The organism is Devosia sp. A16, assembly GCF_001402915.1.
GTDB lineage: Bacteria > Pseudomonadota > Alphaproteobacteria > Rhizobiales > Devosiaceae > Devosia_A.
In genome coordinates this window covers 3,901,856-3,915,543 of sequence record NZ_CP012945.1, presented here as the reverse complement: position 1 = coordinate 3,915,543, position 13,688 = coordinate 3,901,856, and the positions used below count along the sequence as shown (strand labels likewise).

The window sequence follows — 13,688 nt, the reverse complement described above, 5'->3', positions numbered from 1 at the left end:
TGATGAAGATCGGCAAGACCTTCTGGCGCAACCAGCCCCCCTTTTACGAGGAGCGTGGCGGCACCCTCGCGGTGCGGACCGGGCCGGAGACCGACTACTGGAACAATACGTTCTACGGCTTCAAGCATGCGAACGGGCACTTTCGCGCGACCGAGGTCAGCGGCGATTTCAGCTTCGAGGTGAGCTTCCGTGCCAACTATCAACGGCTCTACGACCAGGCCGGCGCGATGCTCTTCGTCGATGGCGAGAACTGGATGAAGTGCGGCGTCGAGTTCACCGACGGCGCCATGCACTTCTCGGTGGTGGTGACGCGCGACGATCAATCGGACTGGTCGGTACTGAAACTCGATCGGCCGGTGGAGCATGCGGTGACGCTGCGGCTCACCCGCCATGCCGAGGCGCTGCGGGTGCAGTTGCAGCAGCCGGACGGCAGCTGGCAGCTGGTGCGGCTCTGTTTCCTCCGCATGGCAGAGACGGTCGAGCTCGGCCCGATGACCTGCTCGCCCACCGGCGAGGGCCTCGAGGTGAGCTTCACCCGGCTGGAACTGAACGAGCCGATCGCCCGCGACCTGCACTGAACCCAGGTCAGTTGAGGGTCGCGATGGCGAGGTTCAGCAGGCTGGCGAAGCCGACCCAGGCAGCGTAGGGCACGAACAGCAACGCCGAAACGCGGTCGCGAGTCCAGCGGTTGGCGATGAAAGCGAGGATCAGCGCCAGGATGGCAATGATCACGGCGAAAGCCGGCCACAGCAGATGCAGAGAGAACCATACCGGTGACCATAGCCAGTTGAGCCCCATCTGGGCATACCAGAGCTTCATCCCGGTGCCGCCTGGCTCGCTGAGGAAAGTCCGCCAGCCGGCAATGGCGATCAACACATAAAGCGCAAACCAGACCGGACCGAACACCCAGTTGGGCGGATTGAAGGGCGGCTTGGCGAGGCCGGCATACCAGTCACCGGGCGCCGTCGAAATGCCGATGACGGCGCCGACGCCAATCACCACAACGAGGAAAACCGCCAGCAGCAGCAAGGCGCGCGGGGTCTTGAGGTCGGATATCGTGAGGGTGCTCATGCCGCCAGTAACGTGCGGGGGCAGCAGCAAGTTTCACTCGGCCTGCGGGCAATCCGCCATTAAATCCAGCGGGTACTTGCCGCCCTGCCCTCCGGCGTCGGCGTAGACGATCTCGACACTTCGTTCGTCGGCGGCCCATAGCGGATAGGCATTGGGCAGAACGGCATGAGCCTCGGTAAGATCGACCCGACAGGCACGGCGCGACTTGCTGCCGTCCGCTGCCGTGGTCTCGGCCACGATGCTGCGCTCGCAGGCCGTTTCGCCGCACTGCTCGCCGATGTCGAGCGCGACGCGTCCCGATGGCGAAACGAAATGGTGGCGGGCGGCGGCGCCCGGCAGGGCAAACCAGATCACCGCGCCGACGATCAGCACAAAGGCGATCGAGCCAAGCACGAAAACCAGCATCGGCGATAAGCCGGCGGCATCGTCGCGGCTCACCGCCGCCTCTCCATCGCCATGACGTAGAAACCGTCGGTGCCGGTGAGATGCGGCGTCAGCGCCACCCCGCCCTCCGGCGAGAAGCGGGCGCGGACCTTGGCGCCGGAGAACTGGCTCATCCAGAGCTTGTTGCCGGCGATCGCGGTGAAGTCGGGGTTGCTTGCAAGGAAGGCCGCAGCCTGCCGGCCGTTCTCCTCGGGTAGCACCGAGCAGGTGATGTAGACCAGCGTGCCGCCGGGCTTGAGGTACCTGGCAGCGTCGATGAGGATGGCGCGCTGTTCCTCGACGCGGACGGCGAGTTGTTCCGGGGTCAGTTTCCATTTGGCGGTCGGCTGGCGGCGCCAGGTGCCCGAGCCGGTACAGGGAGCATCGACCACCACCCGATCGAGCTTGCCGGCGAGGTCGTCGAGCACGCCCTCACCCGGTGGGCGCACCTGCACGTTGCGGACGCCGGCGCGCTTCAGACGGTCGTAGATGGGAGCAAGCCGGGTGCGGTCGCTGTCATAGGCGAAGATCTGGCCGCGATTCTGCATCGCGGCGGCCATGGCGAGGGTCTTGCCGCCGGCTCCGGCACACAGGTCCAGCACCTGTTCGCCCCCGCGCACGCCGGCCAGCGCCGCGACCATCTGGCTGCCGAAATCCTGCACCTCGAACCAGCCCTTGATGTAGCCCTCCTCGCTCTGCACGTTGGGCGTGCGGCTGTCGCGCGCGCCGGCGGGAAAGCGGATGCCCTCGGGAATGATCGCTGCGGTATCGGGCGCGAAACGACTGAGGGCGCGCAGCGCCTTGTCGCGGTTGGCCTTCAGCGTGTTGACGCGCAGGTCGAGCGGTGGCCGCCCGGAGAGATCGTGCGCTTCGGCTACCCAATCGGCGCCAAAGCTCTCGGCGAGGTGCGGGGCCACCCATTCGGGGACGTCGCCCCGCACATTGTCGGGCGCCCCGGCAAGCGGATCGGCAGCAGTGAGCTTTGCCGCCTCAGCGGCATCGATCGGAGCCGGCGCAAAGCGGTCGCTGCCGAAACTCGCGTTGAGCTCGTCGGTGTTTTCACCCCATTCGCGCACCACGACGCTCAGCACCAGCGCCCGCGGCGCGTCCGAGCCCATGGCCCAGGCGTGCGAGCTTTTCCGGCGCAGCGCGTCATAGACGAGGTTGCCGATGGCGGCCCGATCGCCGGCGCCGGCGAAGCGGTTGTTGAGCCCCCAGGCCTTCAGCGCCTCGGCCACCGGGCGCTTATGCGCATCGATATCGGCAAGCACATCGATGGCGGCGGCGATCCGGCCGGGCAGTCTCATGGGAAGATCCTCAGTTCAGCCGCGTCCGTGACACGATGCGGCACGCGGATCAAGGGCGCTACAGCGACAGGACCAGCCGCACCGCGAGGTCGAGCCAGAACAGACAGAGCAGCAGCAGCCCGGCAAAATAGGCGGCGAAGCGCCGGATCACATGGTTGTCGGTGATATGCACGAAGGCATGCGCATAGCGCGTCACGACGAACAGCCAGGCCAGCGCAACCTCCAGGCTGGTTGGGCCGAAGTACAGCGCCAGCCCGGCCCCGACATAGAACAGCACCGGCAACTGGAACTGATTGTCGAAGGCGTTCGAGGCCTGCCATTCGCGCTTCGGCCATCCCTTGCGCTCGAGCGCGATGTCATCGATCCGCACCTCGCCCCGCATCACCATCGGGATGCGGATGGTGCCGAGATACCAGAGCAGCCCCAGGGCGAGTGCGCCCTGGGTAAGGATGGCGGCAATCAGCCAGGGCGCCATTGCGACGCCTTAGTTGCCGCCGCGGTAGTTCGGGCTTTCGCGGGTGATCGAGACATCGTGCACGTGGCTCTCGTTGAGGCCGGCGCCGGAGATCTTCACGAATACCGAATTGTCGCGGAAGGCCTGCAGGGTCGGCGCACCGGTATAGCCCATGGCGGCGCGGAGGCCGCCCGCCAGCTGGTGCAGGACATTGCCGGCGGCGCCCTTGTAGGGCACCTGGCCCTCGATGCCCTCGGGCACCAGCTTCAGGCTGTCATTCACTTCCTGCTGGAAGTAGCGATCGGCCGAACCGCGCGCCATGGCGCCCACCGAGCCCATTCCGCGATACGACTTATAGGAGCGGCCCTGGTAGAGGTAGACCTCGCCCGGGCTCTCGTCGGTGCCGGCGAGGAGCGAACCGACCATGGCGCAGGAAGCGCCGCCCGCCAAGGCCTTGGCCAGATCGCCTGAGAATTTGATTCCGCCGTCGGCGATGACCGGAATGCCGTGCTTGTCGCCTTCCTCGGCGCAGGCCATGACCGCCGCGAGCTGCGGCACGCCGACGCCGGCGACGATGCGGGTGGTACAGATCGAGCCGGGGCCGATACCGACCTTCACCGAATCCGCGCCGGCATCGATCAATGCCCGGGTGGCCTCGGCGGTCGCGACATTGCCGGCCACGATGCGGGTGGAATTGCTCTCGCGCTTCACCCTTTCCACCGACTTCAGCACCCCGGTCGAATGGCCGTGCGCGGTGTCGATGACGAGCAGGTCGACACCGGCATCGATCAGCGCCAGAGAGCGCTCGAAGCCGGCGTCGCCGACGCCGGTCGCCGCTGCCACACGGAGGCGGCCCTGCGCATCCTTCACGGCGTTGGGGTTGAGCTGCGCCTTCTCGATATCCTTGACGGTGATCAGCCCGACGCAGCGGCCCTCGTCGTCGACCACCAGCAGTTTTTCGATGCGATGGGCATGCAGCAGCCGCTTGGCTTCATCCTTGCTGACGCCGTCGCGGACGGTGACGAGGTTCTCGTGCGTCATCAGCTCGGCGATGCGCTGGCGCGGATTGCTGGCAAAGCGCACGTCGCGGTTGGTGAGGATGCCGACCAGCCGGCCGGTCTTGCGGCCACCCTGCCCGCCATTCTCCACCACCGGAATGCCGGAGATGTGGTTGGCTTCCATCAGCGCCAGCGCGTCGGCCAGCGTCGCATCGGGGCCGATGGTGATGGGGTTCACCACCATGCCGCTTTCGAAACTCTTCACGGCGCGGACATGCTCGGCCTGCACCAGGATGTCGAGGTTCTTGTGGATCACGCCCATGCCGCCGGCCTGGGCCATGGCGATGGCCATGCGGCTCTCGGTCACCGTGTCCATGGCGGACGACAGGATCGGGATATTGAGGGAAATGTCCTTGGTCACCCGGGTGCGGATGTCGACATCGGTCGGCAGCACATCGGAGCGCGCAGGCTGCAGCAGCACGTCGTCGAACGTCAGTGCGCTATCGCCGGTGATGGAAGTAATGATCTTCGCCAAGGGTCGGGCCCTTCCCTTCTGAGCATCAGAAAAACGGAAGCCCGTGAGCGGGAACGACTCGTCGCCGGCTCACGGGTTGGCGAGGGTGATTACCACCGAGGCGGGGGAATGGGAAGGGTGGTTATCTGCAGGGCTGGTGCGCGCTGACCCCCACCCTTGATCCCTCCCCGCAAGGGGGAGGGAGACGCAGACTACGATGTCAGTGTGAGGGTCTCCCTCCCCCTTGCGGGGAGGGGACAGGGGTGGGGGGCCGCAGCCACCGGCGTCCGCACCGTCCACAGGCGTCTACGCCCAATTGGCTCCGCCCTCTCGGAGCGCTACAGTATCCTCGCGGACGCGCCTCGACGGTGCGATGAACACGCACCGGGGAGGACGTCGCCAGAGGAACAAATCACGAACGAGGAGGAGTAGATGGCAAACGACAACGGCAGACAAGCCGGGCCCCGGTGCATTGCGCTGGTGGGGCCGTTCGCGAGCGGCAAGACTTCACTGCTCGAAGCAATCCTCATGCGCACTGGGGCCATTACCCGACAAGGCCACGCCAGGGACGGCAACATGGTGGGCGATGCCTCGCCGGAAGCCCGGTCGAACGGCATGAGCGTCGAGGTCAACGTTGCCGACACCGAGTTCATGGGCGACCGTTACACCTTCATCGACTGCCCCGGTTCGGTCGAGTTCCAGTACGAGTCGCTGCCGGTGCTGGCCGGCTGCGACATGGCGGTGGTGGTGGCCGAGGCCGACCCCAAGAAGGTGGCGGCGCTGCAGCTGATCCTCAGGGACCTCGAAGCGCGCAAGCTCCCGCACCTCATCTTCCTCAACAAGATCGACAAGCTCTCGGGCCAGGTCCGCGACATCCTGACGATGCTGCAGCCGGCAAGCCGCGTGCCGCTGGTGCTACGGCAACTGCCGATGACCAAAGGCGGCGTGGTGACCGGGTGCATCGACCTGGCGCTCGAGCGGGCGCATGTCTACCACGAGGCCGAACAGAGCGAGATCGTCGCACTGCCCGATGGCGAAAAGGCCGACGAGATTGCAGCGCGCACCGCCATGCTCGAGCAGATCGCCGATTTCGACGACGTGCTGATGGAGCAGTTGCTCGAAGACGTGCAGCCGGAAAAGGACCTGATCTTCAAGGATCTGGTCGAGGAAATGCGGGCCGGCAAGATCTGTCCGGTGTTCATCGGCTCGGCCGAGCATGGCAACGGCATCACGCGCTTGCTGAAGGCGATCCGCCATGAAGCGCCGACCGTGAAGGAGACCCGCGCCCGCCTCGGGCTCGCCGACGGGCCCGGTGCGGTGGTGCAGATCATGAAGACCATGCAGACGGCCCGCAGCGGCAAGATGTGCGTGGCGCGCGTACTCAGCGGCAGCGTCGCCGACGGGGCGACGCTCCGCTCCTCCGATGGACGCGAAAGCAAGGTCTCGGGGCTCTTCCGGGTGACGGGCCAGGAGACGCAGAAGCGTGACGCTGCACGGGAGGGGGAAACTGTGGCGCTCGGCAAGGTCGAGGCGGCCCGCACCGGCGATACGCTTGCTGCCGGCCGCATGGTGCCTGACCTGATGCCACTGCCTCCGAGCATGCCGATGATGGCTATCGCGGTTGCGCCGCGGGAGCGCAAGGACGACGTCCGCTTGTCGACGGCGCTGCAGCGCATCCTCGAGGAGGATCCGTCGTTGCACCTGACCCAGGTGCCGGAAACCGGCGAAACGGTGCTGGAAGGGCATGGCGAGATGCACCTGCGCGTCGTCATCGAACGGCTCACCGGACGCTATGGCGTCCCCGTCACCACTTCGGTGCCGCGCATCGCCTACCGGGAAACGATCCGCAAATCCGCCAATGTGCGCGGCCGGCACAAGAAGCAGTCGGGCGGACACGGGCAGTTCGGCGATGTGGTGCTGACCATCAAGCCCTTGCCGCGCGGCGGTGGGCTCGGCTTTGACGAGAAGATCACCGGCGGCGTGGTGCCCCGACAATATATCAGCTCGGTGGAGGCGGGGGTGCGCGAGTATTTCGGTATGGGCGGCCCGCTCGGCTTCCCGGTGGTCGATGTGGCGGTAACGCTGACCGACGGCTCGTACCATACGGTCGACTCGTCCGACATGGCGTTCCGCCAGGCGGCGCAGATCGGCATGCGCGAAGGCATGCCGCAATGCGAGCCGGTGCTGCTGGAGCCGGTAATGGAGGTGACGGTGCACTGCCCGAGCGAGGCGACGGCGCGGATCAACGCCATCCTGCCCCGGCGCCGCGGCCAGATCGTCGGCTCCGACACCCGCGACGGCTGGGACGGCTGGGACGATGTCCGCGCCTATGTTCCGGCTTCGGAGATGCAGGATCTCATCGTCGAGCTTCGGTCAGCGACGGCCGGGGTCGGCAGCTTCGAGCAGGAATTCGACCACCTGGCCGAGATCGGCGGCCGCCTGGCCGAGGAAGTGGCGAGCAAATACGGGAGGCAGGTGGCTTAGGGGCCCAGCGGTCGGAGCGCGCGGCCCCCTACCCTTGATCCCTCCCCACAAGGGGGAGGGAGACGTTTGAACCGAGAACGAAGAACTATCGCCTCCCTTCCCTTGTGGGGAGGGAATGAGTGGGGGGGTGCCCCACGCACTGGCAATAGCGTTAAGCCTCGACAGCCGCGGCTTTCGTCGGCTCCGGCAGGTCCAGCGCCTCCACCTTCGCGATCAGCGGCTCGATCCGCTCGACCGCATCGATGTGACGCTGCTCCATTACGAAGTTGACCGTCATGAACTCGCGGCCGGGGCAGAAGGTGGCGATGTTGGAGGCGGGGTGATAGGCGCCGCAATAGATCGGCTCCATCATCCATTGGGTGACCGGGCCCAGCGTGCGGTGCGGCGGGACCAGGGTCAGCACGGTGTCGACACGCCCCGAGAAGCGCCAGAAGCGTGGCCCGTAGAGGAACGGGAACCAGCTGTGGAGCTTCCTGTGCATGGCGAACAGCGCCAGTATCTGGGTCTGGAACGAGGTGATGTCCTTGTTCTCGATCTGGCTCACCACGTCGTCGACCGAGCGCACGTACTCGACGAAATCCTCCTTGTAGGGGAACTTCGCCTGCAGCGCCCGAACGCGAAAGAAATCGTCGTCGGCATCGGTGCGGCGGGTGTCGAGCATGGTGTAGGCAGCCGCGATCACCGCCTCGTTGAGGCGACGATCGGTATCGGAATGCAGCGCGTGCGTGACGATGGCGAAGTAGAGCGAACGCTGCCGCACACCGAGCCGGCTCGCCAGCCGGCGCAGCCGATCACGGCGCAGCGGCAGGGTCTTGAAGCCGAACGGCTTGTCGGGCGGCGACAGGATGTGGGCGAAGAACAGGTGCAGCGACACGCCGATGCCGGCCTGCAACGCCCCTTTGAACCGATCGCCGAAGCTGACCTTGTTGTCCTTGTTGGACTGGATGCCGTGCCCGGCGGTCTGCGAGCGCGACAGCAGCGCCGAGTCCGAGCCCTCGAGCACACAGTGCGCGGCCCGCACTTGGATCACCGAGATACGGCCCTCGGCATCGGGACCGTTCTTGAGGGTTGCCGCCATGAAGCGGAACAGCGGCAGGTCCGGGTGATCGAAGATGTCGGCGCTCTTGGACAGCCACTTGTCCGGATAGCCCTCGAAGCTGTCGACCAGCTCGACCGAAGTGATGGCCTCAAGCTGGGTGTCGGTAAACGGATGCCCCGGCCGGGCACCGACGAAGCCGTGCGTCAGTTGCGGCGCCAGCGCCACCACCTGCGCCACCAGTTCCTTCAGCTTCGCCTTGTCGAACCGCTCCTTCGAAAAGGCGGTGAAGAAGATCGTGTCCTTGCCGGCGTAGAGAAACCACTGGAAATTGGTGAACAGCGCCTGTGGGTTCTTCTGCACTGCTGCAAAGGCGAGGTCGAGCGCCTCGGCATGATTGCTGGCAAAGCTCGACGACGAAAAGCTCTTCATGGTTCAACCCGAACAAAATGTGGCCACTATAAGCCACGTGTTGGCCAAACGGGTCAATCGCCGAGGCCCAGCGCGATTAATGGGCCGGCAACGTGTTGCGTTGCGGCGCCACGCACCTTAAAGCTCACATCGATAGTTTCAATCCTAACATTGCCTCGTTCGAGGCTCCCCCCGTGCGCATCATCCCCCTCGTCCTTGCGGTCGCGCTGTTCATGGAAAACATGGACTCGACCGTCATTGCGACCTCGCTGCCGGCGATCGCGGCGGATATCGGGGCCGAGCCGATCTCGCTGAAACTGGCGCTTACCGCGTATTTCGTGGCGCTCGCCATCTTCATCCCGCTGTCAGGCTGGATGGCCGATCGCTTCGGCGCCAAGAACATCTTCCGCGTCGCCATCGTGGTGTTCATGGCCGGCTCGATCTGCTGCGCCTTCTCGGATTCGCTGCTGACGTTCGTCCTGTCGCGGTTCCTGCAGGGAATCGGCGGCTCGATGATGACGCCGGTGGCGCGCCTGGTGCTGGTGCGCGCGACACCTCGCAACGAGCTGGTCTCGGCCATGGCCTGGCTCACCATCCCGGCGCTGATCGGGCCGATCACCGGTCCGCCGCTCGGCGGCTTCCTCACCACCTATCTCAGCTGGCACTGGATTTTCTGGATCAATGTGCCGATCGGCATCATCGGGCTGATCCTCGTCACCAGGTACCTGCATGCCGCCGACAGCCGCAACGAACGGCCGGTGGACGTGCCCGGACTGATCCTGTCGGCCATCACCTTCGCCGGCATCATGTTCGGATTCTCGGTGATCAGCCTGCCGGCCATCCCGACCATCACCGGCTATGCCTCGATCGTGGTCGGCGTGATCGCCGGGCTGCTCTACCTGCGACACGCCAGGCGCACGGCGTTCCCGATCCTCGATCCGAAAATGTTCCGGTTGCCGCTGTTCCGCAACGCCATCATCGGCGGCTCGCTGTTTCGCATCGGCATCGGCGCCTTCCCGTTCCTGATGCCGCTGATGCTGCAGCTGACCTTCGGGTTGACGCCATTCGAATCCGGCCTCACCACCTTCGTTGCTGCGATCGGGGCGATCCTCTCCAAGTTCGGGGCCGAAAGGCTCTATGCCGCCTTCGGCTTCCCCCGGACGCTGATGGTGACGGCCGTGCTCGGCTGCACCTTCCTCGCGGTCAACGGCTTGTTCACTCCGCAGGTCCCGCATTGGGTGCTGATGGGGGCGCTGCTGTTCGGCGGGCTCACCCGTTCGTTCTTCTTTACCGGCGTCAATGCGCTGGTCTTCGCCGATGTCGATGAGGAGCACGCCAGCCAGGCGACCGCCATCAACGCGGTGAGCCAGCAACTGAGCGTCGCCGCGGGCGTTGCGGTAGCGGGCGGTGCGCTCGAGGTGACGTCGAAGCTGCATGGCGGAGGATTGGTGCTGGCCGATTTCCACATTGCCTGGTTCGTGGTCGCGGCAGTCGCCATCTGCAGCGCCATCCCTTTCATGCGGCTGCCGCCCGACGCGGGCAGCGACGTGTCGGGTCACAAGGCAAAGCCCATCGCCAAGCCGGTTCCGGCGACACTCTAGCCAGGTTCGATATGTCCGCGCTCCGCCTGACCCCGCTGATCCTCGCCGTGGCGCTGTTCATGGAGAACATGGACTCGACGGTCATCGCGACTTCGCTGGCAGCCATTGCGCACGACATCCAGACCGAGCCGATCGCGCTGAAGCTGGCGCTCACCACCTATATGGTGGCGCTGGCCATCTTCATCCCGATCTCGAGCTGGATGGCCGACAGGTTCGGCGCCAAGCGGGTGTTCGCCTGGGCCATCGTGGTGTTCATGCTCGGCTCGGTGTGCTGCGCCATCTCGGATTCGCTGCTGACGTTCGTCCTGTCGCGTTTCCTGCAGGGCATGGGCGGGGCGATGATGACGCCGGTGGCGCGGCTGGTGCTGGTGCGGGTGACGCCGCGGCAACAACTGGTCGACGCCATGGCGTGGCTGTCGATTCCCGGCCTCGTCGGCCCGATCGTCGGGCCGCCGATCGGCGGCTTCATCACCACCTTCGCCAGCTGGCACTGGATCTTCCTGATCAACGTGCCGATCGGCATCGTCGGCATCATCCTCGTCAACAAGTACCTGCCCGAATGGCACCGGAACGAGCCGAGGAAGATGGATTTCACCGGCTTCCTGCTCGCCGGGCTCTGCTTCGCCGGCCTCGTGTTCGGCATCTCGGTGCTGACGCTGCCGGCGCTTCCTGCCAGCTTCGGCTATGGCTCGCTGTTCCTCGGCGTGGTGGCGGCAATCGCCTACTGGTTCCACTTCCGCCGCACCGAGTATCCGCTGCTCGACCTCAGGATCTTCCGCCAGCCGCTGTTCCGCCTGACCATGATCGGCGGCACCATCTTCCGGCTCGGCACCGGCGCCATGCCGTTCCTGTTCCCGCTGATGCTGCAGCTTGCGTTCGGCCTGAACCCGTTCGAGAGCGGCATGGTGACCTTTGCTTCGGCGGTCGGCGCCTTCACCATGAAGTTCATGGCCGAGCGTTTCATCGCGCGCTGGGGTTTTCGCAAGGCGCTGGTGATCGCCTGCACCGTCACCGCCGGCGGCGTGCTGGCCATGGGACTCTACACGCCGGACACCCCGACGCCACTGATGCTCGGGCTGCTGGTGGTCACCGGCTTCTTCCAGTCGCTGTTCTGGACGACGACCAACGCCTTCATCTTCGCCGATGTCTCCGACAAGGATGCCGGGCAGGCCAACGTGCTGAGCCAGGTCAGCGTGCAGTTGTCGCTGGCCTTCGGTGTCGCAGTCGGTGGCGGCATTTTCGAGGGCGTCCACCTGCTGCATGGCGGCGCCCCTGCTCTGAACGATTTCCACGTGGCATTCTGGGTCATGGCGACGGTGACACTGATCGCCGCCCTGATCTTCCTCAGAGTGCCAAGGACGGCGAGCATGCATAGCCACCAGGCCGAGAGCGGCGCGGCGGCGGAGTGAGCGAGGGACCATGGTCTGCGTGAGCGCAATTAGTGGGGCTCGGTCCTAGACCTCCCCACCCACCGGGTCATTCCCGCGAAAGCGGGAACCTCTGTTTTTCTGGCCGTTTGCACGATCGCAAAACGGAGTTCCCCGCTTTCGCGGGGATGACACCGAGTTTGTGGGACCTGCAAAGCCTCGGTCGTGTACCCCCTCACTCCGGCGTGTACCCCCTCACTCCGGCGCGTTGCCCTTGAAACCCCGAGCCAGGAGATACGTCTCGGCAGAATCGGCGCGGCTGGCCTTGGGCTTGGCGTGGATCGTGGTGGTGAAATGCTGCTTCAACAGATGCAGCAGTTCGTGCTCGGTGCCGCCCTGGAACACCTTGGCGATGAAGGTGCCGCCCGGCGCCAGTACGCGGATGGCGAAATCGGCGGCGAGCTCGACCAGGGCGATGATACGCAGGTGATCGGTGGCGCGATGTCCCGTCGTCGGCGCTGCCATGTCGGACATGACGATGTCGGCCTTGTGCCCGCCGAGCGCCGCGATCAACGCAGCCGGGGCATCCTCGTCGTTGAAATCCTTCTGCAACAGGATCACGCCGGGAATCGGGTCCATCTCAAGATAGTCGATGCCGACGATCAGCGGCTTTTCCTCGGTCGAGCCGACGATCGGCGCGGCGACCTGGCACCAGCCGCCGGGGGCCGCGCCGAGATCGACGATGCGCTGGCCCTTCTTGAACAGGTGGTAGCGCTCGTCGAGTTCCTTGATCTTGAAGGCGGCGCGCGAGCGATAGCCTTCGGCCTTGGCGCGCGCCACGTAGGGATCGTTGAGCTGGCGCTGCAACCACAGGGTCGAGCCGATCTTGCGGCCCTTGGCGGTCTTCACCCGCACCTTGAGATCGGTGGCCGAGCGGCGGCCGGTCCCCTGCCCTGTTCCCTTCGGCATCAGCGGCTCCTGCGATTGTTGGCGCGACCGGCCCGGTCGGCGTCGATCAGTGAAATGAGGATGCCCTCACGCAGTCCGCGATCGGCGACCCGCACCCGATCGGTCGGCCACTCGCGGCGGATCGCCTCGAAGATGGCGCAGCCTGGCAGCACCAGGTCGGCGCGATCCTTGCCGATGCAGGGATGAGCAACACGGCGGTCAAAGCTCATGCCGAGCAGCGCGCTCATGGTGGCGTCGACATCGGCACGGGTCATCCACAGCCCGTCGACCTTCTGGCGCTCGTAGCGCTCGAGGCCCAGATGCAGCCCGGCCAGCGTGGTGACGGTACCGGAGGTACCGATCAGATGCACCGGGTGCTCGGCAATCATCTGGCGCAGTTTTTCGCGCCCGCGGAACTGGCGAAGCTGGCCGGCGACGAAACCCACCATCTCCTCGAAGGTGTCGGGGGTGACGTTCACCCCGCCGAACTTCTCGGCGATCGACACCACACCCACCGGCAGGGACTGCCAGGAACGGATCGACGACGACATTCGGCCCTGGCGGCGCGGGCGACCACCGCGGAAATCGAGCCATGCCAACTCGGACGACCCACCGCCGATATCGAACATCAGCGCGCCTGACGAGGCTTCCTCGATCAGGTCGGCGCAGCCGGTGACGGCCAGCGAGGCCTCGGTCTGCCGGTCGACGACCTCGAGCACGAGACCGAGTTCGCGTTCGACCCGAGCGATGAACTCGGCGCCGTTTGCGGCGGAACGACACGCCTCGGTGGCGATCAGGCGCATGCGTGTCGGTTCGTGTTCGCGCAGCTTGTTGCGACAGAGCCGCAGCGCCTCCATGGTCCGCTCCATGGCGGCATCCGACAGCCGGCCGGTGGTCGAGAGGCCCTCGCCGAGCCGGACGATGCGGGTAAAGCCGTCAAGCACGCGAAAGCTGTTCTCGTGCGGGCGGGCGATGAGCAGGCGGCAGTTATTGGTGCCGAGATCCAGCGCCGCATAGAGCGGGCCTCGCGACCGGCGCGACGAGGGATTGCCTGCAGGGTGCGTCCGCCGCTCC

The 13,688-nt window shown here is 65.9% G+C and carries 12 protein-coding genes; 4 read left to right on the top strand and 8 right to left on the bottom strand.

Going from position 1 to position 13,688, the window contains the following annotated elements; all coding sequences use genetic code 11:
- Positions 1-2 precede the first annotated feature (2 nt).
- Entirely contained in the window at positions 3-578 is a 576-nt protein-coding gene (locus APS40_RS18770; protein ID WP_156342992.1) for a DUF1349 domain-containing protein, read from the top strand.
- Between the two features lie 7 nt (positions 579-585).
- Here the strand turns inward: APS40_RS18770 and APS40_RS18765 are convergent, their stop codons facing one another.
- From APS40_RS18765 to guaB, 5 genes are read right to left on the bottom strand one after another with little or no spacing between them, the layout of a single operon-like run.
- Positions 586-1,071 carry a TspO/MBR family protein gene (locus APS40_RS18765; RefSeq protein WP_055048504.1) on the bottom strand — a complete coding sequence of 162 codons (486 nt, stop codon included), beginning with the start codon at positions 1,069-1,071 and terminating at the stop codon, positions 586-588.
- Between the two features lie 33 nt (positions 1,072-1,104).
- On the bottom strand, positions 1,105-1,509 hold the full coding sequence (locus tag APS40_RS18760; RefSeq protein WP_055048503.1) for a hypothetical protein: 405 nt from the start codon (positions 1,507-1,509) through the stop codon (positions 1,105-1,107).
- Positions 1,506-2,801 carry an RsmB/NOP family class I SAM-dependent RNA methyltransferase gene (locus APS40_RS18755; RefSeq protein WP_055048502.1) on the bottom strand — a complete coding sequence of 432 codons (1,296 nt, stop codon included), beginning with the start codon at positions 2,799-2,801 and terminating at the stop codon, positions 1,506-1,508. The genes APS40_RS18760 and APS40_RS18755 overlap by 4 nt, the downstream gene beginning before the upstream one ends.
- A gap of 58 nt (positions 2,802-2,859) precedes the next feature.
- Positions 2,860-3,276 carry an MAPEG family protein gene (locus tag APS40_RS18750; protein ID WP_055048501.1) on the bottom strand — a complete coding sequence of 139 codons (417 nt, stop codon included), beginning with the start codon at positions 3,274-3,276 and terminating at the stop codon, positions 2,860-2,862.
- A gap of 9 nt (positions 3,277-3,285) precedes the next feature.
- On the bottom strand, positions 3,286-4,788 hold the full coding sequence (guaB, locus tag APS40_RS18745; protein ID WP_055048500.1) for an IMP dehydrogenase: 1,503 nt from the start codon (positions 4,786-4,788) through the stop codon (positions 3,286-3,288).
- Between the two features lie 411 nt (positions 4,789-5,199).
- Here guaB and APS40_RS18740 point away from each other — a divergent pair, with 411 nt between their 5' ends.
- The gene (locus APS40_RS18740) at positions 5,200-7,251 is read left to right on the top strand and encodes an elongation factor G (RefSeq protein WP_055048499.1); all 2,052 of its coding nucleotides are present in this window, start codon (positions 5,200-5,202) and stop codon (positions 7,249-7,251) included.
- Between the two features lie 151 nt (positions 7,252-7,402).
- Here the strand turns inward: APS40_RS18740 and APS40_RS18735 are convergent, their stop codons facing one another.
- Entirely contained in the window at positions 7,403-8,719 is a 1,317-nt protein-coding gene (locus tag APS40_RS18735; RefSeq protein ID WP_055048498.1) for a hypothetical protein, read from the bottom strand.
- 173 nt (positions 8,720-8,892) lie between these two features.
- Here APS40_RS18735 and APS40_RS18730 point away from each other — a divergent pair, with 173 nt between their 5' ends.
- Both APS40_RS18730 and APS40_RS18725 read left to right on the top strand, forming a co-directional pair.
- Positions 8,893-10,299, top strand: coding sequence for an MFS transporter (locus APS40_RS18730; RefSeq protein WP_442855817.1), 1,407 nt, complete (start codon positions 8,893-8,895; stop codon positions 10,297-10,299).
- Between the two features lie 11 nt (positions 10,300-10,310).
- Positions 10,311-11,708, top strand: coding sequence for an MFS transporter (locus tag APS40_RS18725; RefSeq protein WP_055048497.1), 1,398 nt, complete (start codon positions 10,311-10,313; stop codon positions 11,706-11,708).
- 213 nt (positions 11,709-11,921) lie between these two features.
- On the opposite strand, the gene APS40_RS18720 is transcribed toward APS40_RS18725, so the two are convergent.
- Both APS40_RS18720 and APS40_RS18715 read right to left on the bottom strand, forming a co-directional pair.
- Positions 11,922-12,635: an RlmE family RNA methyltransferase gene (locus tag APS40_RS18720; RefSeq protein ID WP_055048496.1), complete on the bottom strand. Its 714-nt coding sequence runs from the start codon at positions 12,633-12,635 to the stop codon at positions 11,922-11,924.
- The gene (locus APS40_RS18715) at positions 12,635-13,558 is read right to left on the bottom strand and encodes a Ppx/GppA phosphatase family protein (RefSeq protein ID WP_055048495.1); all 924 of its coding nucleotides are present in this window, start codon (positions 13,556-13,558) and stop codon (positions 12,635-12,637) included. The genes APS40_RS18720 and APS40_RS18715 overlap by 1 nt, the downstream gene beginning before the upstream one ends.
- Positions 13,559-13,688: the final 130 nt, after the last annotated feature.

What these genes read in the sequence shown, in the direction of transcription:
- APS40_RS18735 (WP_055048498.1), bottom strand. Translation starts at nt 8,719, where the DNA reads ATGAAGAGCTTTTCGTCGTCGAGCTTTGCCAGCAATCATGCCGAGGCG.
- APS40_RS18725 (WP_055048497.1), top strand. Translation starts at nt 10,311, where the DNA reads ATGTCCGCGCTCCGCCTGACCCCGCTGATCCTCGCCGTGGCGCTGTTC.
- APS40_RS18750 (WP_055048501.1), bottom strand. Translation starts at nt 3,276, where the DNA reads ATGGCGCCCTGGCTGATTGCCGCCATCCTTACCCAGGGCGCACTCGCC.
- APS40_RS18755 (WP_055048502.1), bottom strand. Translation starts at nt 2,801, where the DNA reads ATGAGACTGCCCGGCCGGATCGCCGCCGCCATCGATGTGCTTGCCGAT.
- APS40_RS18765 (WP_055048504.1), bottom strand. Translation starts at nt 1,071, where the DNA reads ATGAGCACCCTCACGATATCCGACCTCAAGACCCCGCGCGCCTTGCTG.
- APS40_RS18770 (WP_156342992.1), top strand. Translation starts at nt 3, where the DNA reads ATGAAGATCGGCAAGACCTTCTGGCGCAACCAGCCCCCCTTTTACGAG.
- APS40_RS18740 (WP_055048499.1), top strand. Translation starts at nt 5,200, where the DNA reads ATGGCAAACGACAACGGCAGACAAGCCGGGCCCCGGTGCATTGCGCTG.
- APS40_RS18720 (WP_055048496.1), bottom strand. Translation starts at nt 12,635, where the DNA reads ATGCCGAAGGGAACAGGGCAGGGGACCGGCCGCCGCTCGGCCACCGAT.